The 17,146-nt window shown below is 70.9% G+C and carries 23 protein-coding genes; 8 read left to right on the top strand and 15 right to left on the bottom strand.

Translation table 11 applies throughout. The annotated features are described in order from the left end of the window. The 6 genes from RAN62_RS02025 to RAN62_RS02000 all read right to left on the bottom strand — a co-directional run bounded on the left by RAN62_RS02025 (position 1) and on the right by RAN62_RS02000 (position 3,032). Positions 1-465, bottom strand: a complete 465-nt coding sequence (locus tag RAN62_RS02025) for a dihydrofolate reductase (protein WP_305782682.1) — start codon at positions 463-465, stop codon at positions 1-3. Further along, positions 465-1,262, bottom strand: coding sequence for a thymidylate synthase (locus tag RAN62_RS02020; protein WP_305782681.1), 798 nt, complete (start codon positions 1,260-1,262; stop codon positions 465-467). Before RAN62_RS02020 ends, RAN62_RS02025 begins: the two co-directional genes overlap by 1 nt. A gap of 181 nt (positions 1,263-1,443) precedes the next feature. Further along, positions 1,444-1,713, bottom strand: a complete 270-nt coding sequence (locus RAN62_RS02015; protein WP_305782680.1) for a hypothetical protein — start codon at positions 1,711-1,713, stop codon at positions 1,444-1,446. 64 nt (positions 1,714-1,777) lie between these two features. After that, positions 1,778-1,984, bottom strand: a complete 207-nt coding sequence (locus RAN62_RS02010; protein ID WP_305782679.1) for a DUF397 domain-containing protein — start codon at positions 1,982-1,984, stop codon at positions 1,778-1,780. Between the two features lie 85 nt (positions 1,985-2,069). Further along, positions 2,070-2,675 carry an NAD(P)H:quinone oxidoreductase gene (gene wrbA / locus RAN62_RS02005; protein ID WP_305782678.1) on the bottom strand — a complete coding sequence of 202 codons (606 nt, stop codon included), beginning with the start codon at positions 2,673-2,675 and terminating at the stop codon, positions 2,070-2,072. Positions 2,676-2,756: 81 nt separating this feature from the next. Beyond that, positions 2,757-3,032 (bottom strand): isoamylase early set domain-containing protein, encoded by a 276-nt coding sequence (locus tag RAN62_RS02000; protein WP_305782677.1) that lies wholly within the window; start codon positions 3,030-3,032, stop codon positions 2,757-2,759. A 75-nt stretch (positions 3,033-3,107) separates the two neighbouring features. Here RAN62_RS02000 and RAN62_RS01995 point away from each other — a divergent pair, with 75 nt between their 5' ends. Then, positions 3,108-3,551 carry a GNAT family N-acetyltransferase gene (locus RAN62_RS01995; RefSeq protein WP_305782676.1) on the top strand — a complete coding sequence of 148 codons (444 nt, stop codon included), beginning with the start codon at positions 3,108-3,110 and terminating at the stop codon, positions 3,549-3,551. A 125-nt stretch (positions 3,552-3,676) separates the two neighbouring features. Here RAN62_RS01995 and hemQ read toward each other — a convergent pair whose 3' ends face one another. Both hemQ and hemG read right to left on the bottom strand, forming a co-directional pair. After that, positions 3,677-4,384: a hydrogen peroxide-dependent heme synthase gene (gene hemQ, locus RAN62_RS01990; protein ID WP_305782675.1), complete on the bottom strand. Its 708-nt coding sequence runs from the start codon at positions 4,382-4,384 to the stop codon at positions 3,677-3,679. Continuing rightward, positions 4,381-5,778, bottom strand: a complete 1,398-nt coding sequence (hemG, locus tag RAN62_RS01985) for a protoporphyrinogen oxidase (protein ID WP_438874449.1) — start codon at positions 5,776-5,778, stop codon at positions 4,381-4,383. The genes hemQ and hemG overlap by 4 nt, the downstream gene beginning before the upstream one ends. Before the next feature lie 161 nt (positions 5,779-5,939). On the opposite strand from hemG, the gene RAN62_RS01980 reads away from it, so the two are divergent. Then, on the top strand, positions 5,940-6,122 hold the full coding sequence (locus RAN62_RS01980; RefSeq protein WP_305782674.1) for a hypothetical protein: 183 nt from the start codon (positions 5,940-5,942) through the stop codon (positions 6,120-6,122). A gap of 213 nt (positions 6,123-6,335) precedes the next feature. Here the strand turns inward: RAN62_RS01980 and msrB are convergent, their stop codons facing one another. After that, the gene (gene msrB, locus RAN62_RS01975; protein WP_305782673.1) at positions 6,336-6,740 is read right to left on the bottom strand and encodes a peptide-methionine (R)-S-oxide reductase MsrB; all 405 of its coding nucleotides are present in this window, start codon (positions 6,738-6,740) and stop codon (positions 6,336-6,338) included. A gap of 222 nt (positions 6,741-6,962) precedes the next feature. On the opposite strand from msrB, the gene RAN62_RS01970 reads away from it, so the two are divergent. Beyond that, on the top strand, positions 6,963-7,475 hold the full coding sequence (locus RAN62_RS01970) for an LPXTG cell wall anchor domain-containing protein (RefSeq protein ID WP_305782672.1): 513 nt from the start codon (positions 6,963-6,965) through the stop codon (positions 7,473-7,475). Between the two features lie 75 nt (positions 7,476-7,550). Further along, positions 7,551-8,576: a non-homologous end-joining DNA ligase gene (ligD, locus tag RAN62_RS01965; RefSeq protein WP_305782671.1), complete on the top strand. Its 1,026-nt coding sequence runs from the start codon at positions 7,551-7,553 to the stop codon at positions 8,574-8,576. Here ligD and RAN62_RS01960 read toward each other — a convergent pair. After that, positions 8,560-9,012, bottom strand: a complete 453-nt coding sequence (locus RAN62_RS01960) for a GNAT family N-acetyltransferase (protein WP_305782670.1) — start codon at positions 9,010-9,012, stop codon at positions 8,560-8,562. The genes ligD and RAN62_RS01960 overlap by 17 nt on opposite strands. A gap of 24 nt (positions 9,013-9,036) precedes the next feature. Here RAN62_RS01960 and RAN62_RS01955 point away from each other — a divergent pair, with 24 nt between their 5' ends. Continuing rightward, the gene (locus tag RAN62_RS01955) at positions 9,037-9,510 is read left to right on the top strand and encodes a potassium channel family protein (protein WP_305782669.1); all 474 of its coding nucleotides are present in this window, start codon (positions 9,037-9,039) and stop codon (positions 9,508-9,510) included. Positions 9,511-9,871: 361 nt separating this feature from the next. Here the strand turns inward: RAN62_RS01955 and RAN62_RS01950 are convergent, their stop codons facing one another. Both RAN62_RS01950 and RAN62_RS01945 read right to left on the bottom strand, forming a co-directional pair. Further along, positions 9,872-11,395 (bottom strand): alpha/beta hydrolase, encoded by a 1,524-nt coding sequence (locus tag RAN62_RS01950; RefSeq protein ID WP_305783040.1) that lies wholly within the window; start codon positions 11,393-11,395, stop codon positions 9,872-9,874. A 237-nt stretch (positions 11,396-11,632) separates the two neighbouring features. After that, positions 11,633-12,700, bottom strand: coding sequence for an ATP-dependent DNA ligase (locus RAN62_RS01945; protein WP_305782668.1), 1,068 nt, complete (start codon positions 12,698-12,700; stop codon positions 11,633-11,635). A 344-nt stretch (positions 12,701-13,044) separates the two neighbouring features. Between RAN62_RS01945 and RAN62_RS01940 the strand changes: the two genes are divergently transcribed. Then, positions 13,045-14,001, top strand: coding sequence for an SDR family NAD(P)-dependent oxidoreductase (locus tag RAN62_RS01940; protein ID WP_305782667.1), 957 nt, complete (start codon positions 13,045-13,047; stop codon positions 13,999-14,001). Between the two features lie 167 nt (positions 14,002-14,168). Here the strand turns inward: RAN62_RS01940 and RAN62_RS01935 are convergent, their stop codons facing one another. Continuing rightward, positions 14,169-14,828: an ABC transporter permease gene (locus RAN62_RS01935; protein WP_305782666.1), complete on the bottom strand. Its 660-nt coding sequence runs from the start codon at positions 14,826-14,828 to the stop codon at positions 14,169-14,171. A 70-nt stretch (positions 14,829-14,898) separates the two neighbouring features. Here RAN62_RS01935 and RAN62_RS01930 point away from each other — a divergent pair, with 70 nt between their 5' ends. Beyond that, positions 14,899-15,162: a hypothetical protein gene (locus RAN62_RS01930; RefSeq protein ID WP_305782665.1), complete on the top strand. Its 264-nt coding sequence runs from the start codon at positions 14,899-14,901 to the stop codon at positions 15,160-15,162. A gap of 73 nt (positions 15,163-15,235) precedes the next feature. Next, positions 15,236-15,499 (top strand): hypothetical protein, encoded by a 264-nt coding sequence (locus RAN62_RS01925; protein WP_305782664.1) that lies wholly within the window; start codon positions 15,236-15,238, stop codon positions 15,497-15,499. Positions 15,500-15,786: 287 nt separating this feature from the next. Here the strand turns inward: RAN62_RS01925 and RAN62_RS01920 are convergent, their stop codons facing one another. Then, positions 15,787-16,179, bottom strand: coding sequence for a DUF3037 domain-containing protein (locus RAN62_RS01920; RefSeq protein WP_305782663.1), 393 nt, complete (start codon positions 16,177-16,179; stop codon positions 15,787-15,789). Beyond that, positions 16,176-16,922, bottom strand: coding sequence for a HipA family kinase (locus RAN62_RS01915; protein WP_305782662.1), 747 nt, complete (start codon positions 16,920-16,922; stop codon positions 16,176-16,178). The genes RAN62_RS01920 and RAN62_RS01915 overlap by 4 nt, the downstream gene beginning before the upstream one ends. Positions 16,923-17,146: the final 224 nt, after the last annotated feature.

Here is a 17,146-nt window from a genome sequence, read left to right as displayed (position 1 = left end):
TCAGCGGCAGAGGTCCTCGTAGCGGTAGCGCAGGCCACCTTCCGACACGTGCCACTCGCCGGCGTCGACCTGCCACTCCGGGCCGGGGACGGGCGCGCGGACGGCGCCTTCCACGTCGAGGTCGATCACCGTACGGGCGATGTGCTCGGCGTGCGGGAGGAAGGCTTCGTAGACCGTGGCGCCGCCGATGACCCAGAAGTCGGTGTACTTGGCGAGGACTTCGTCGACCGAGGCGGCGACCTCGGCCTCGTCGACGGTCTCCCGGCTGGTCAGCACCACGTTGTGGCGGCCGGGGAGGGGCCGGAAGCGGGGCGGGAGCGACTCCCAGGTGGCCCGGCCCATGACCACGGTCGAGCCGTTGGTGAGGCGGCGGAAGCGCTGCTGGTCCTCGGGGAGGCGCCACGGGATGCTGTCGCCCGTACCGATGACGTGGTTGCGGGCTTCGGCCCAGATGAGGTGGATCATCAGACGGCCACCGGGGCCTTGATCGCCGCGTGGTGCTTGTAGTCGACGAGCGTCAGGTCCTCGAAGCGGTAGTCGAAGAGGCTCGGGCGCGGGGCGATCTCGAGCGCCGGGAAGTCGTACGGGTCGCGGGTGAGCTGTTCGCGCACCTGCTCGACGTGGTTCGAGTAGATGTGGCAGTCGCCGCCGACCCAGACGAAGTCGCCCGGCTCGAGGCCCACCTGCGCGGCCATCAGCTGGGTCAGCAGCGCGTAGCTGGCGATGTTGAACGGCACGCCGAGGAACATGTCGGCGCTGCGTTGATAGAGCTGGCAGGAGAGCCGGCCGTTCGCCACGTAGAACTGGAACATCGCGTGGCACGGGGCCAGGGCCATCTCGGGCAGCTGGGCGACGTTCCAGGCGGAGACGATCATGCGCCGGGAGTCGGGGTCGCGCTGGAGTGTGGCCAGCACGTCCGCGATCTGGTCGGCGTGGCCGCCGTCGGGGGTGGGCCAGGAGCGCCACTGCTTGCCGTAGACCGGGCCGAGCTCGCCGTGCTCGTCGGCCCACTCGTCCCAGATGGTCACGCCCTGGTCGCGCAGCCACTGGACGTTGCTGTCGCCGCGCAGGAACCACAGCAGCTCGACGGCCACGGACTTGAAGTGCACCCGCTTGGTGGTGATGAGCGGGAAGCCCTGCGAGAGGTCGTAGCGCAGGCGCTCGCCGAAGAGGCTGACCGTGCCTGTGCCGGTCCGGTCGTCCTTCGCGGTGCCGGTCTCGAGAACCCGGCGCAACAGCTCTTCGTACTGGGTGTCGGCCATGGCCGTCACGGTAACGCGTCCGGCCGCCCGTGGCCGTCAGGGGCACGGGCGGCGCGGCTCACAACGGCCGGGGCCTGACCTGTTCGCGCAGATCGTGGCCTTCGTGTCGCCTCAAGTCCTGCCACCGCACATCGACTGGTGGGCGCCGCTCGCGCAGCTCGCGCCACTCCGCGATCAGCAGTCAGCGGGCCCAGGCCTCGCTCATCTGCGATATCTGCTGGTTGAGCTGGGCGAGGTCCCGGTTCGGCTCCTCCTTGTCGCCGGCCGGGCCCGCGGCCGGGGTGGCGTCGGTGGAGAAGCCGAGCTGGGCGCCGAGCATCTGCCAGCGATCGAACAGGATGGCCTCGATGAGGACGGTCTTGACTTCCTCGTGCGCGGCGGCGAGCTCCTTGACGGCGGCCTCGTACCGCTCCACCTTCTTCAGCAGGTCAGAACTCTGGTATTCGCTCATGGGAGTGACGGTAGAGGAAACCGAAGGTTGTTCGGGTTGATATGCCCGAAAGCAACCAGAGTTGTCAAAGGTCGAACTCGCCGTCCTTGGCCCCGCCCACGAAGGCGTCCCACTCGGCCGGCGTGAAGAAGAGAACGTCCCCGTCGGGGGACCGGGAGTCGCGCACGGCGACCCCTTCCTCCAGCAGGGCGACCTCGACGGCCGCACCCTCGGAGGATGCACTGCGGCGCCACTGTGCGCCGGTCAGATCCGCATCGAACTTCTTGACCACGGGCGACAGTCTGCCACCGGGAGCGGGCTCCGGCGCACTCGTCCCCACTCCGAAGAGTGAGGACGAGCCGTCGGAAATCCGTCACTCAGTCCTTGAGCTTGGCGGCGATCGTGACGATCCGCTGCGCCATGTGGTCGAGGGCCGCGATCTCGGCGTCGGTCAGGGGCGCGTCGTTCGCCGGGCCCGTGACGTGCGAGACACCGTACGGGTTGCCGTCGGCGAACTTCAGCGGGTCGGTGTAACCCGGCGTGACCAGGATGCCGCCGAAGTGGTGGATCGTGTTGTAGAGCGCGAGCAGCGTCGACTCCTGGCCGCCGTGGGCCGTCTGGGAGGCGGTGAAGCCCGCGTACGCCTTGTTCGCCAGCTGGCCCTGCGCCCACTGCGGGCCGAGCGTGTCGAGGAACTGCTTGAGCTGGCTCGCCACGTTGCCATAGCGGGTGGGGCTGCCGAACAGCACCGCGTCGGCCCAGACGACGTCGTCCGCGGTCGCCTTCGGCTCGTCCTTGGTGCGGTCGAAGTGCTGGCTCCACGCCGCGTTGGACGCGATCGCCTCCTGCGGCGCCAGCTCGGCGACCTGCCGGAGCCGGACCTCGGCGCCGGCCTTCTCGCCCGCCTGCTGCAGCCGTTCCGCCATGCCGTGGATGGTGCCGGTCGACGAGTAGTAGATGATCGACAGCTTGACGTTCGCCACGTGACTCCCTCTCTGCTTAGTTGTCAAATCAACCAAAGCTAAGTCGTGCCCCCGTGTCGCGTGGCGAAACGCGAAGTTTGGTCAGAGGTGCAGCTCGCTGCCGTGCGGACCGACCGCGTCGGCCTGGTCGTCGTCGAGCCAGACGTCGTCGGTGGCCAGGTAGCGGAAGCGGTAGTGGCCCGGGTCGAGGCGCAGCGTGATCGTGCGCGTGCCGTCGCGCCGGTCCTTGAGCTCGTGCGCGCCCGGCTCCCAGTCGTTGAAGGTGCCCACCACGCTCACCTTGCCGGGCGGGGTGTTCCTCGGCAGGCAGAACGTCACCCGGGTCTTGTTCCCGAACAACTTGCTCCGCTTGATCATTTTCGCTCCCAGGGTGGCGGGCTCCTGTGTGGCCAACGTCCGAGGGTACGAGAAGTGACGCATAAAGTGGTTTTCATGAGGCCGGAAGCACATGAGGAGATCCGGGTCGCTTCCTTCGCGAACCTGGACACGAGCACTCTCTACGCCCTGCTCAAGCTGCGGGTGGACGTGTTCGTGGTCGAGCAGAAGTGCCCGTACCCGGAGATCGACGGGCGGGACACCGAGCCGGGCACCCGGCACGTGTGGCTGGCCCGGGGCGAGGAGATCCTGGCGTACCTGCGGATCCTGGACGACGGCGACCACGAGCGGATCGGCCGGGTCGTGACGTCGCAGGCCGCGCGCCGGGGCGGTTACGGCAGCCGGATCATGGAGCACGCGCTGACGGTGATCGGGAACAGGCCGGCCGTGCTCCACGCCCAGGCGCATCTGACGGACTTCTACGCGCGCTTCGGCTTCGAGCCGGCCGGCCCCTCGTTCATGGAGGACGGCATTCCGCACGTCCCCATGGCCCGCCCCTAGGTTCTTCCTCGGCGGGCCGTCTTGGTCCGCTTTTCCTTGGCGGGCCGTCTTGGTCTGCTTTTCCTCGGCGGGCTGTCTTGGTCTGCTTTTCCTCGGTGGGCTGTCTTGGTCCGCCGGACAGACCCCTACGGCAGGCTTGCGACGATCTCGCTGATCGAGCGGCGGCGGCCGGTGAAGAAGGGCACCTCTTCGCGTACGTGCCGCCGCGCGCCCGACGCCCGCAGGTCGCGCATGAGGTCGACGATGCGGTGCAGCTCGTCGGCCTCGAAGGCGAGGATCCACTCGAAGTCGCCGAGCGAGAACGACGCGACCGTGTTGGCGCGCACGTCCGGGTAGGGGCGGGCCATCTTGCCGTGCTCGGCGAGCAGGGCGCGGCGCTCCTCGTCGGGCAGCAGGTACCACTCGTACGAGCGGACGAACGGGTAGACCGAGATGTAGTTGCGCGGCGTCTCGTCGGCGAGGAACGCCGGCAGGTGACTCTTGTTGAACTCGGCCGGCCGGTGCAGCGCCATGTTGGACCAGACCGGCGTGAGGTGCCGGCCCAGCGCCGTACGCCGGAACAGGCTGTACGCGTCCTGCAGCGCGTCCGACGTCTCGGCGTGCCACCACACCATCACGTCGGCGTCGGCGCGCAGGCCCGCGACGTCGTACGTGCCGCGGACCGTGACGTCCTTGCCGGCCAGCTGCCCGAAGAGGGTGTCCACCTCGCTCGCCAGCTCGTCGCGCAGCGCGGGCAGGGGCGTCGTGGCCCGGAACACCGACCACATGGTGTACCGGATCGTCGCGTTCAGTTCCTTGATCCGGGCGGCGTTCGTCTGCGCCTCGTCGCTCATCGTTCCTCCAGGTGTTTCAGGACGTCGTCGGCGGCCTTCTCGCCGCTGGCCACGCAGGCCGGCACGCCCACGCCGTCATAGGCGGCGCCGGCCAGCGTCAGCCCGGGGTGCTCCGTGAGCGCCGCGCGGGCGAGGGCGACCCGGTCGAGGTGCCCGGGGGCGTACTGCGGGAGGCCGCCGCCCCACCGCTGCACCCAGCCCGCGATCGGCGCCGGCAGCTCACGCCCGGCGAGACGGGCCAGCTCGGTGCGGGCGGTCGCGGCGAGCACCGCGTCGTCGTACCGCAGGCGCTCCTCCTCCCCGGCGCGGCCGAGCGAGACGCGGACGACGACCGGGCCGTCCTCCCGCGCCAGATGCGGCCACTTGCTCGTGAAGAAGGTCGCCGCCTTGACCAATGTCCCCTCGGACGGCGGGACGAGGAAGCCGGAGAGGCCGGGCAGCTCGGTGCCGGCCGGGAACGCGAACGCGGCCAGCGCCACGCTCGCATAGTCGAGCGTCTCCACCTCGGCGGCCGCGGTGAGGTCGACGCCGGCGAGGAGGCGGGCCGCGGGACGGGCGGGCACGGCGAGCACGATCGCGTCGACGTCGTCGACCTGCGGCTCCGGGACGGGCCCGAGGAGCAGGCGCCAGCCGTGGGGGGTGCGGGTCAGCTCGCGTACGGGCAGGCCGAGGCTGATGCGGGCGCCGCTGGCCTTGGCCGCCGCGCCGATCAGGCTGCTCATGCCGCCCTCGAGCGCGGCGAAGATCGGGCGGCCGGGCACGCGGACGGAGGCCCGCTGGGCGGCGCGGACCGCACCCTGGAGCGTGTGCTCGACGCGGGCGGTGCGGGCGAGGGCGGGCATCGTCGTGGCCAGCGAGAGGCGGTCGGCCCGGCCGGCGTAGACCCCGCCCAGCATCGGATCGACCAGCCGATCGGCGACCTGATCGCCGTAACGGGCCCGGACCAGCTCACCCACGGCGACATCCGCACCCGGGGCGAGCAGCGGGCGGCCTTCGTCGCGGTCGGCCTCCGCCGCCGGCTGCGCGACATTGCCGAGCAGGCTGAGATCGCCGGGTACGCCCACCAGGGTCCCGCCCGGGACACGCTCGAGTGCCCCGCCGATCGCCAGGGCGGCCGGGATGGCGGCCGGGTGCACGAGCTGGTCGCCGAGCCCGAGTCGCCGCGCGAATGCGACCGCCGCGGACTCGCCACCGTCGGGCGAGCCCATGAGCATCGACTCGGCGCCACGCTCGACCTGGGTGCCCGCGATCTCGCCGGTGCGCAGTTTGCCGCCCAGCCGGCCGCTCTGCTCGTACACGATGATCTCGGTGTCGGCCGGCGCCCGGTCGCGGAGGCGGACCGCCGCGGCCAGCCCCGCGATGCCGCCGCCGATGACCGCAACCCGCTTACGCACCCCGTCCAACCTTCCCGCCGGCTCGGCCTCCACCCTGTCAGGTCTTGCATCCGGTCGGCCACCGGGGTCTTTCGATGTGAGCGGCACGGCATCCACTGTGCCCGTCGTGATCACGGCGAGGCAGGGCCGAAGGTCCCGCCCTTCAGGATTACCCTGCGCGTATGGACTATCAGGTTTCCGTCAATGTGGAGCAGCTGGCCGAGTGGTACGTGCGGCTCAAGGGTCTTGCGGACGCCCACCACGGGCACAAGACGGGGGAGCACCTCTTGGACCTCGCGCAGGAGGTCTACGAGATGGTGCCGTCGGAGTGGTGGGCGACGCAGCCGAATCCTGTCCGGCAGTAGCCGTTCCCTCGGTTACTTCCCTCGTTCCGGGTCCGGCCCGGTCCTCGTCCTGGCCCGCGCACCGGCTCTCGTCCTGGCCCGCGCACCGGCTCTCGTCCTGGCCCGCGCCCCGGCTCTCCGCCGGCTGGGGGCGAGCTCGATCCCTGCTGCGGCCTTCACCGTGGCCTTCACCGTGGGTCGAGCTCGTCTCTCACTTCGGGTCGAGCTCGTCTCCTACTTCGGGTCGAGCTTGATCGACAGGCTGTTGACGCAGTGCCGTGTGTTCTTCGGCGTCATCATCTCGCCCTTGAAGACGTGGCCCAGGTGGCTGTCGCAGCGCGCACACCGGATCTCCGTGCGCACCATGCCGAGGCTGTAGTCGTCGATCTCCTTGACGGCACCCGGGATGGTGTCGTCGAACGACGGCCAGCCGCAGTGGCTGTCGAACTTGGTGTCGCTGGGGTAGAGGTCGGCGCCGCAGGCGCGGCACTGGTACATGCCCTCGGTCTTGGTGTTCACATACTCGCCGGACCAGGGCCGCTCGGTGCCGGCCTGCCGCAGGACGTGGAACTCGTCGGGGGTCAGGCGGACCCGCCACTCGTCCTCGGTCGTGGGCAGGGTGGTTCCGTCAGTTGCCATGCACTCCACGGTACTTCGGTGCGGGGGCGGCGTCCGGTGTCCTTCGTCGCTGCCTTCGCTGCCGTCCGTTCGCGTCCGTCACGTGTGTCCTCCGGGCGGGCAGACGTGTCCTTCGTCGCTGAGAGGAGTTGTTCGAGGGGGAGGTGCTGCGCGCAATTCGGGCATAAGGCGCTAAACTCCTCCGGACCATACGGACGTACCGCAACAGAACGGATTCTCCTCATGAGTTTTGCGCGCCGGCTGGCCGCTGGACTGCCCGTGGCCGGTGTCACCGCCCTCGCCGCCCTGGCCTTCACCGGAGCGCCCGCCGCGGCGACCGGTGACGAGGCGGCCCGGGTGGCACACCCCGCCGTCATGACGACGCCGTCCGCCGACGACCAGCGCACCGACGCTGACGGTTACGGCGGCGAGGCGCCCGACAGCGACACCCCCACCCGGGGCCAGCAGGGTTACGGCAGCGAGAGCCCGGCCACCACGCCGCCGACCACCCCGCCCACGGCCTCGCCGTCCCCGTCGACGCCGACCGCCAGCGTCGACACCGTCCCGCCGGGCGGCGAGCTCCCCGCGACCTCGCCCGCGCCCAGCCCGTCCGAGAGCACGCCCGGTGGCGGCGTGAGCGCGGGCGGCACGCTGCCCCTGACCGGTGCGCCGCTGGGCCTGACCGCCGCCGTCGGTGGTGCCCTGCTGGTCGCCGGCGCCGGTGCGGTGCTCTACGGCCGCCGTCGCAAGGCCTGATCTTTCCGCGACACGGACGGCCGCTCTCCCGCTGCAGGGAGGGCGGCCGTCGCCGTTTCTCCGTATGGTCAGGCCATGGCAGCTTCTCGCACGCCCGCGGAGGACATCGAGATCGCGGGCCACCAGGTCCGGCTCACGAGCCCCGACAAGGTGATGTTCCCGGAGCGGGGCTTCACCAAGCGGGACGTCTTCGACTACTACGTGGCGGCCGGCGACGGCATCATGCGCGCGCTGCGGGACCGGCCGACGACGCTCCAGCGGTTCCCGGACGGCCTCGACGGCGAGATGTTCTTCCAGAAGCGCATCGCCACACGGGGAGTGCCACCGTGGGTGCGGAAGGCGACTGTCACGTTCCCCTCCGGGCGTACGGCGGAGGAATTGTGCCCCGTGGATCTCGCCCACGTGGCCTGGGCCGCGCAGATGGGCACGGTCGTGTTCCACCCGTGGCCCGTGCGCGCGGCCGCGGCCGACCAGCCCGACGAGCTGCGCATCGACCTCGACCCGCAACCGGGCACGGGCTTCGGCGACGTCGTGCACACCGCGAGCGTGGTCCGGGAGGTGCTCGGTGACCTGGGCTGGACCGGGTGGCCCAAGACCTCCGGCGGGCGGGGCGTGCACATTTACGTACGCATCAAGCCGTCGTGGTCCTTCGTCGAGGTCCGCCACGCCGCGATCGCCCTGGCCCGCGAGGTCGAGCGCCGCAGCCCCGACCGGATCACCACCTCGTGGTGGAAGGAGGAGCGCGGCGAGCGGGTGTTCCTCGACTACAACCAGATGGCCCGCGACCGGACGATCGCCTGCGCCTACTCGCTGCGCGCCAACGCCCGGGCCACCGTGTCGACCCCGGTGACCTGGGACGAGCTGCCCGACATCGAGCCCGACGACTTCGACCTGCGCACGGTGCCGCCCCGGCTGGCCAAGACGGGCGACGCGCACGCGGGGATCGACGACGTCGCGTACGACCTCACGCCCCTGCTGGAATGGTTCGAGCGTGACGGCCTCGGTGACCTGCCCTACCCGCCCGACCACCCCAAGATGCCCGGCGAGCCGAAGCGCGTCCAGCCGTCCAAGGACCGCGACCGGCCTAGAGAGGCTTCTTGAACCCCACGTGGCTGGCCTCGTAGCCCAGTCGCTCATAGAACCGGTGCGCCTCGGTCCGTCGCTTGTTCGACGTCAGCTGGATCAGGCCGGAGCCGCGCTCGCGCGCCTGCCGCTCGACCCACTCCATCAGCTGCCGGCCCAACCCCTGACCCCGCAGATCCGCCCGTACGTGCACCGACTCGACGGTGAGCCGCTCCGCCCCGCCCCGGATCAGCGACGGGATGAAGGTGAGCTGGCACGTCCCGACAACCTCGCCGTCCCGTTCCATGACGATGAGCTCGTTGCGCGGGTCGGCGTCGATGGCCTCGAAGGCCGCCCAGTGCCGCTCGTCGGCGTGCTCGGGGACCGCGCCGGCATCGACGGCTCCACCGTTCATCAGATCAAGGATCACCGGTACGTCGGCGCGATCCGCCGTTCGGAAGGAGAGATCGGACACGGTCTCATCCTGCACCATGACCGGATGGGGATGCTGCTTGCGCCGTTCCGGGCGGTCTATCGCGGGCTGGTGTGGCTCGCGAACTCGCCGCGGACGCTGATGCTGTCGTACGCCTTGCTGATCGCGGTCAGCAGCGTGCTCTACCGAATCTTCGAGCCGAACGCCACCATGGGCGACGCCATCTGGTGGGCCGTGGTGACCGCCTCGACGGTCGGCTACGGCGACATCTCCCCCGAAACCTGGCCCGGCCGTCTCATGGCGGCCCTCCTCATCTCGGTCATGGTCCTCGTCGTCGTCCCACTGATCACCGCCCACTTCGCCAGCAAACTGATCGTCGACACCGACGCCTTCCGCCACGAGGAACAGGAAGAACTGAAAACCAACCTCCGCCAGGTCCGCCGCCTCCTCGAAGCCCTGGCCGAGCGCGAAGGCATCACCCCCACCGCCCCGGACGACCCCACCACCCCGGCCGCCGCCCGTTCCACCCCCAGCACCTGACAAGCGCCGCTCCCACCTTCGTCGCCCGCGCCGACCTCCCACGCGCGTCCGCTCCGACGTGCGTCCGCTCCGACGTGCGTCCGCTCCGACGTGCGTCCGCTCCCACGCGTGTAAAGGTGTCGTCCCGCAGCTTGCCCGTCAGAGGACGGCCTCCCGCAGGCGCCCACCCCCGTACATGGGATGGCGTTGCCGCGCTCTCTGCGTGCGTCGTTGTCTGCGCGGCTTCCCGCGGGCGCCAGCGGGCGGCCCCCCGCGCGACGGCCTCCCGCGGCGGCCTCCCGCGGCGGCCTCCCGCGGCGGCCTCCCGCGCGGCGGCCTCCCGTGGCGGCCTTGTGCGCGGCGGCCTTGTGCGGGTGGTGGCTCAGCGGGCGGGGCAGCGCAGCCCCTCCTGGGGCACCTCCAGGTTGATCAGATAGCGGTCGACGGCGGTGACGATGCACTGGGTGCTCGGGTACGCGGTGTGGCCCTCGCCCTCCCACGTCAGCACGTGGCCGGTGCCCAGCATCGACGCGAGCTTGGCCGTGTTCTCGTACGGCGTCGCCGGGTCGCCGGTCGTGCCCACGACCACGATCGGCGGGGCGCCCTTGGCCGCGCCCGTCGGATACGGGTCGCGCTTGCCCTGCCAGAACGAGCAGGTCAGCAGCCCGAGCGCCATCGAACCGCCGAACAGCGGGTACTTCTGGCGCCACTCGCCCTGCAGCTGACGGATCCGGTCGACGGTCAGGGTCTCGTCGGTGTCGGCGCAGTTGACGGCGAAGTTGGCGTCGAAGAGGTTGGAGTAGGTGCCGTCGGGACGCCGGTCCGCGTACTGGTCGGCGAGCTCGAAGACCGCCTCGGCGTCACCGGTCTGCAGGTCGGCGATCGCCTTGGCGAGCTGTTGCCAGCCGGTCTCGGTGTAGAGCGACGACACCACGGACAGGAACACCCAGCCCGACGTCGCCTCGCGCCCGTCCGGTCCGCGCACCGGGGAAGCCTCGGCCTTGGCGAGCGCGTCGGTGACCGCCTTGCGCGGGTCGGCGGCGATCGGGCACTTGGCGGCGGTGGCCTTGCACCAGTTGGTGAAGTTGGTGAACGCCCGCTCGAAGCCCTTGGCCTGGGTCTCCGACGCCGCCACGGTGTCCTGCGCGGGGTCGATCGCCCCGTCGAGCACGAGCGCGCGGATCTTGTCCGGATAGAGCTGGGCGTACGTCGCCCCGAGCAGCGTCCCGTAGGAGAAGCCCAGATACGTCGTCTTCTCGTCGCCGACCGCGGCCCGGATGGCGTCCATGTCCCGGGCGGCCTGCTCGGTGCTGAAGTTGGTGAGCTGCTCGCCGTACTTCTGGGCGCACCCGTCCGCGATCCGCTTGCTGATCCCGACGACCTCCTGGAAGCCGGCCTCGGTCCGCGGGTCCGGCGGCGCGGCGAAGGACGCGTCCTCATCCGTGGCCGAGATGCACTTCACCGGGCTGGACTTGCCGACGCCGCGCGGGTCGAAGCCCACGATGTCGAACTTGTCGGTCACCTCGGATGGCAAACCGCCCAGCGTCTGCCCGTACGACAGGTAGACGGCCGTCTCGATGCCCGACCCGCCGGGCCCGCCCGGGTTGATCAGCAGCGACCCGATCCGGTTGCTCTGCGTGCTGGATCGGATGCGGATGAGCGCGATGTCGTACGTCTGACCGCTCTGCGGCGAGCTCCAGCTCTGCGGGACGGCCACGGTGGCGCAGTCGTACGTCATGTTCGCGGCGCCGCGGCCGATCAGCTCCTCCGGGACCTCGGGGCAGGGCGTCCACTGCGCCTGGCTCCCCGGGGCGGCCGCCGGCGCCGAGCTGCTCCCGCTCGTGGGCGCGGCACGGTCGGCGTCGCCGGGCGCGAACGCCGGCAGCGTGCAGCCGGCCGTGGTCATGACGACGGCGACCAGAGCGGCTAAGACGAGGCGGGGGGTACGCGGCACGGTGCGCGGCCTTTCTCGTTCGGCGGAGCCACCTCGGCTTCGGCGGTTCCGGTTCACGAGGCTACGCGGTGCGGCTGACAGTTTCCTTGTCCGGCTCGTCCGGGCGCCGTTCTTCACGAGTTCTCATGACTTCTGTCATCAGTGCTCGTGCGGACGCCTTTCCTCAGCGGCTCCTGTGGAAGACTCGGTTCAGCGGCTCGTGAGGACATCGGCCAGGTTGAAACGGACCGGGCGTTCCAGCTGGTCGTACGTGCAGGAGCGCGGCTGGCGGTCCGGACGCCACCGTTCGAACTGCGCGGTGTGCCGGAAACGCTCGCCCTCCATGTAGTCGTAGCGCACCTCCACCACGCGCTCCGGCCGCAGCGGGGTGAAGGAGAGGTCCTTGCCGGCGTTCCAGCGGCTGACCTCGTTCTTGCGCGGGGTGCGCTCGCCCGACATGTGCGCCGCCCAGTTCCACGGGTGGCCCTCGAGCTCGGTGACCAGCGGCTGCAGTTCGACGAAGAGCTCCTCGCGCACCTTCATCGGAAAGGAGCCGATGACCCCGACGGAGACCAGGACATCCCGGTCGTCGTAGAGACCCAGCAGCAGCGAGCCGATCCGGTCGTCCCCGGACTTGTGCAGCCGGTAACCGGCAACGACACAATCGGCCGTGCGCTTGTGCTTGATCTTGGTCATGACCCGCTTGTCCGGCTCGTAGCCCAGGTCCTTGGCCTTCGCGATCAGCCCGTCGAGCCCCGCGCCCTCGAACTCGGCGAACCAGCGTCTGGCCGTCTCCAGGTCATCGGTGGCGGGCGTCACGTAGACAGGCGGCTTCGCGCTCGCCAGACACTCCTCCAGCTTCGCGCGGCGCTCGGCGAACGGCCGTACCGTCAAGTCCTCGTCACCGAGCGCAAGCAGGTCGAACGCGACGAAGCCGGCCGGGGTCTGCTCCGACAGCAGCGTGACCCGGCTCGCGGCGGGATGGATCCGCTGCTGGAGCGCCTCGAAGTCGAGCGTGTTGCGCCCGGTGTCCGCCACGATGATCTCGCCGTCGATCACCGCCCGCTCGGGGAAGTTCTCCAGCACCGCCCGCACCACCTCGGGGAAGTAGCGGGTCATCGGCTTCTCGTTGCGGCTGCCGATCTCCACCTCGTCGCCGTCCCGGAAGATGATCGAGCGGAAACCGTCCCATTTCGGCTCGTAGAGCTGCCCGGGCGGGATCTCGGCGACCGGCTTGGCCAGCATCGGCTTGACGGGCGGGTTCAGCGGCAGGTCCATGCGGTCAGTCTCCCTGCTCGTCCCGCATTTCGTGGCCCGGTGCGGCCGCCGTCCCCCGCTTCCCGCATCTTTTCGCGTACGTCCCCCCGCCGCACCCGTCGCCGATCCGCCGCAACCCGCATGTTGTCGTCCCGTGCTCGCGTTCCTTCCGGCCAGGCAGCGAGCGGGAATGCGCCAACTGCCGCTGGCCGGCGTGCTCAACGCCGTCGCGGGCAGCTGTCGTGGATCTTCTCCGCCGGCAGCGACCGCACGTCCCACGCAAGCTCGCCGGGGCCGGGCAGCCGTGGCGAATTCGATGCCCGGGTCGGCGTTCAGGCGCGGACCGTCCGGGTAGAAGCTGGGCCATGACGTCGCGTGTGGTGGTGCTGACCGGGGGATCGAGCGGGATCGGACGGGCCGCCGCCCATGCGTTCGCCGCCCGGGGTGACAAGATCGTGCTGGCCGCCCGGGGACTGGCCGACCTCGAGAAAGTAGCCGCCGAGTGCGGCGGGCAGGCCCTCGTCGTCCCGACCGACGTCACCGACCGCGCCCAGGTCGACGAACTCGCCGAGGCAGCAGTGGACGCCTTCGGCCGCATCGACGTGTGGGCCGACACGGCGGCCGTGGTGGCCTACGGCCGCTTCGAGGACATCCCGCCGGACGTCTTCGACAAGGTCGTCACCGCCGACCTGCTCGGCCCGGCGAACGTCGCCCGCGCCGCCCTCCGCGTCTTCCGCAAGCAGGGACGCGGCACTCTGATCCTGAGCAGCTCTCTCCTCGGACACGTCACCGTGCCGTACATGAGCACCTACGTGACCCCCAAGTGGGGTCTGCGCGCCCTGACCCGCATCCTGCAGCAGGAGACGCGTGACGCGCCGGACATCCACGTCTGCCAGCTCGTCCCGGGCAGCGTCGACACGCCCATCTACACCAGCTCCGGCAACTACGCCGGCTTCGTGGGCCGCCCGCCCCCGCCCGTCGACACCGCCGAGCGCATGGGCGACGCCATCGTCAGCCTCGCCGACCGTCCCCGCCGCTCCCGCTCGGTCGGCCTGGCCAACGAATTCGTCGAGGCCGGCTACAGCTTCATGCCGCCGGTCTACGACGCCCTCGTCGGCCCCCTGATGCGAAGCTTCGGCCTCTCCCGCCGCCGCACCGGCCCCGACAAGGGCAACGTCTTCGCCAGCAAGCCCCGCGTCTACGGCGGCCCCGCCCGCTACGGCCGAGCCCCCGTGAGCGCCGCAGCCCTCGCCGCCCTCACCGGCGCCGCCGCCCTGGCCCTCACCGGCCGCCGCCGCCTCAAACGCCGCACCACCGCCTGATCCCACCCTGTCGCTCCTGCCTTCTCCCGTTGCGCCCTGGTCCTGCCCGTCGCGTCTTGGTCCTGCCCCGTCGCGCCCTGCTTCGTCGCGGCGGGCGACGCTGTGTGCGTCGTATGCGTCCCGAGCGTTCGGTCGCCTCGGTTTCGGCCGTGCCGTAGCGGGCGCCCTCACGCGAAGGACAGATGACCCCGGCGACGGAGGCGGACCGCTGACGCCACGGCGATCACTGCCAAGCAGACGGCGACGGTGATCCCGGCGTGCACGCAACCGTTGACGATCCGATCGGTGCCGGCGTCGTGCTCGATGGCGTACACGCCGATCTCGCGGGAGAACCAGAACGGCAGCGCGTGAGCGACGGCCTGGTCCGGGTTCATCAGCATCTGGGTCGAGACGATGGTGAGCAGTACCAGCATGCCCTCCATCTCCCGGGGGAGCACGGCACTGACAGCCATCCCGAACGGCGCCGACACCGCCACGGTGAGCACGAGAATCAGCGCCACCCCGCCGCCTCGGACATCGTCCAGGTCAACGTGCATCAGCACGAAGTAGGGCACGACCAGCACCAGCCCGACCGTCCACAAGGCCAGCAGGCGACCGAACCACAACTGGTGCGGGGCGTATCCGGCGAGCCGCAATCGCTGCTCCACCGTCCGAGCCGCGTTGCCCGCGAACAGCGCCGCGGTGCTGAGCGTCCAGCCGATTCCGAGGGACGCGAAACGCACCGACTGCCAGTACGCCTCGCCGCGCCGCGAGAAGTAAGCCGCGAGCGGCAGCAACGCCAGCAGGATCAGCACACCCCGGCGGCGGCCGAGCTCGCGCAGCGCCATTTTCGGCAACGGTCATGGTCCGGGTCATTGCCGGCCTCCTCCGGAGACCGTCGCGCCCATCGAGGTGTGCGTGCCGTTCACCGGTGCCGTCGAGCCCGACCGCAATGTCGCCATCCGCCGGGAGCCCGCCCACGAGCAGCTATACGCGACGGTGGCCCGGGACGACTGCTTCTATCCGCGCATCATGTCCGCCTACTCCGCGGTCGAAGCAGCCGTGGCGGAGGCGGGGCTGCCGCTGTGCCTGCCCATCCGTGAGATCTATCTGAGTCCCTGGGTCGAGACCGGCGCCTCCGAGCCGTTCGTGGATGTCGCTCAGCCCGTCTCCGTCGCCTGACCTGACCGGAGAGCGTCCGCTTGCCCGAGCTGCTTCGTGCCTGTCGCCTGTCCTGTTGATGCCATGGCGACGGATGCTGCTGTGGGACCTGTTCGGTGCGATGGCACCCACGCTGGGGGAGGACGAAGATCTCATCTTCATTGATGAGATCGCCGCGCTGATCATCGCCGCCGATGAGGGAGAAGGTGCGGCGCAGCGCGTGCTGACAGCGCGCTATGCCTCGGACGCCCGACTTCACCCGGGACGCGTGGTCACGTCGCAGTCGCCTCGCGGTGTTGTCCTCGAGGCCGACCTCATGCGGGCCCCTGATCCTGCCATCGCGTTGGGGCTCCGATGATCACTGTCGATCAAGGAGTGGTCTGCCGGATGAGCAGCACCGTGTCGTCCCATGACGGTGCGCGCCGCTCCTCCCCGTGGGGTGCAGCTCTTCGTCTGCGCTTCGGACGGCGTGCCCGGGAGCCCCGGCGTGGCGGCATGGCCGCACACTGCGTCGTCGCGTCGGGCCTTGGTCTTTCTGCTCCGGCGACGAGTGGGTCAGCCACGAAGCGGCCGGCGCGGGCTCGGGAAAGCGGGCCGAGCGGCCGGCCGATGCCTACCCTCGGATGGTTTCCGCGACCGGTGCGGTCAGCGGACGAGGAGTTCGACGAGCCGGTCGAGCTCGGAGCCGGGATCTTCGGCGAGACCCATGTGGACCGGGCCGGCCTGCAGGATGGTGCTGCGGGGGGCCACCATCCAGCGGAAGCGCTCGCCCTGCTTCATGGCGCGGGCGGCACCCCCGTCGACGCCCCCGGCACAGGTGATCTCCCAGGCCTTCAGGGCCGCGCGGATCGAGTCCAGGTCGGCGTGGGGGTCGAGAGCGAGCAGCCGCGCCTCGTGCAGGTGGGTGCGGGCGGCCAGGAAGTCGCGGCGCTGGGAGTAGAGCACGACGCCGACATTGATCTGCTCGCCGCGCTCGACCCGGGGGACGGCGCGGATGATCGCGTACTCGTAAGGGGTCCGGGTGGGCTGGTCGCTCATGCCGGCACCCACGCGGTGGGGTCGGCAGCGCGGGCAAGCAGATGTTCGCGGTAGGCGACGCGAGCAGCCTCGGCGGTGTCGAAGTCGAAGGCCGCCAGCCACTCGTCGGGCACCAGGGCGAGCACCTCGTCCAGCAGCTCGGCGGTGAGCCGGGACACGATGAGGTCGGCCGCGGCCGGGACAGCGGTGGCGTAAGGCTTGAGCACGTGGTCGTCGGCCTTGTAGGGCCGGTGGACGACAGCCGTGGCCCGGGGCCAGTTGTGGTGGAAGTAGAGGGTGGCGCCGTGGTCGATGAGCCAGAGGTCGCCGTGCCAGATCAGCAGGTTGGGGTTGCGCCAGCTGCGATCGACGTTCTCGACGAAGGCGTCGAAGACGAGGATCCGGGAAGCGAGCTCCGCCTCGACGGGGTAGGCGACCGGGTCGTAGCCGAGCGCGCCGGGCAGGTAGTCCATGCCGAGGTTGGTGCCGGCGCTGGCCTTGATCAGCTCCTGCACCTCTTCGTCGGGCTCGGCGCGAGCCACGACCGGATCGAGGTGCGTGACGACGAGCTCCGGCACCGGGAGCCCGAGGCGGCGGGCCAGCTCGCCGGAGATCACCTCGGCGACCAGCGCCTTGGGGCCTTGGCCCGCGCCGCGGAACTTGACGACGTAGGTGCCCAGGTTGTCGGCCTCGACGATGCCGGGCAGGGAGCCGCCCTCCCGCAGGGGCGTGACGTAGCGGACGGCGGTTACCTCGGGCAGCACGCGACCACCCTAGCCGGGCTGCCCCGCCTCGCGAGCACGGACGGGTGGCTCCGGCGGCTCCGGGCCCGCCGCGCCCGGACGATCGGCGGCCGGAGCGGCGGGTGGACGTGGCTTCGCGCCCGCCATGCCCGGTCGGTCGACGGTCGGAGCCGTGGGCCGTGGTGGCTCCCAGCCCGCCGCGGCTGGTTGGGCAACGGCCAGGGCGGCGGGCTGTGGTGGCTTCG

It is taken from the genome of Symbioplanes lichenis, from assembly GCF_030709675.1.
Lineage (GTDB): Bacteria > Actinomycetota > Actinomycetes > Mycobacteriales > Micromonosporaceae > Actinoplanes > Actinoplanes lichenis.
This window is presented reverse-complemented; position numbering and strand designations above follow the sequence as displayed.

Coding starts and splice junctions, on each gene's coding strand:
- RAN62_RS02015 (WP_305782680.1), bottom strand. CDS start 1,713: ATGAGCGAATACCAGAGTTCTGACCTGCTGAAGAAGGTGGAGCGGTAC.
- RAN62_RS01940 (WP_305782667.1), top strand. CDS start 13,045: ATGACGTCGCGTGTGGTGGTGCTGACCGGGGGATCGAGCGGGATCGGA.
- RAN62_RS01970 (WP_305782672.1), top strand. CDS start 6,963: ATGAGTTTTGCGCGCCGGCTGGCCGCTGGACTGCCCGTGGCCGGTGTC.
- msrB (WP_305782673.1), bottom strand. CDS start 6,740: ATGGCAACTGACGGAACCACCCTGCCCACGACCGAGGACGAGTGGCGG.
- RAN62_RS02000 (WP_305782677.1), bottom strand. CDS start 3,032: ATGATCAAGCGGAGCAAGTTGTTCGGGAACAAGACCCGGGTGACGTTC.
- RAN62_RS01945 (WP_305782668.1), bottom strand. CDS start 12,700: ATGGACCTGCCGCTGAACCCGCCCGTCAAGCCGATGCTGGCCAAGCCG.
- RAN62_RS02020 (WP_305782681.1), bottom strand. CDS start 1,262: ATGGCCGACACCCAGTACGAAGAGCTGTTGCGCCGGGTTCTCGAGACC.
- RAN62_RS01955 (WP_305782669.1), top strand. CDS start 9,037: ATGGGGATGCTGCTTGCGCCGTTCCGGGCGGTCTATCGCGGGCTGGTG.
- RAN62_RS01995 (WP_305782676.1), top strand. CDS start 3,108: ATGAGGCCGGAAGCACATGAGGAGATCCGGGTCGCTTCCTTCGCGAAC.
- hemQ (WP_305782675.1), bottom strand. CDS start 4,384: ATGAGCGACGAGGCGCAGACGAACGCCGCCCGGATCAAGGAACTGAAC.
- RAN62_RS01920 (WP_305782663.1), bottom strand. CDS start 16,179: ATGAGCGACCAGCCCACCCGGACCCCTTACGAGTACGCGATCATCCGC.
- RAN62_RS01980 (WP_305782674.1), top strand. CDS start 5,940: ATGGACTATCAGGTTTCCGTCAATGTGGAGCAGCTGGCCGAGTGGTAC.
- RAN62_RS01950 (WP_305783040.1), bottom strand. CDS start 11,395: ATGACCACGGCCGGCTGCACGCTGCCGGCGTTCGCGCCCGGCGACGCC.
- RAN62_RS02025 (WP_305782682.1), bottom strand. CDS start 465: ATGATCCACCTCATCTGGGCCGAAGCCCGCAACCACGTCATCGGTACG.
- RAN62_RS01925 (WP_305782664.1), top strand. CDS start 15,236: ATGCTGCTGTGGGACCTGTTCGGTGCGATGGCACCCACGCTGGGGGAG.
- ligD (WP_305782671.1), top strand. CDS start 7,551: ATGGCAGCTTCTCGCACGCCCGCGGAGGACATCGAGATCGCGGGCCAC.
- RAN62_RS01935 (WP_305782666.1), bottom strand. CDS start 14,828: ATGGCGCTGCGCGAGCTCGGCCGCCGCCGGGGTGTGCTGATCCTGCTG.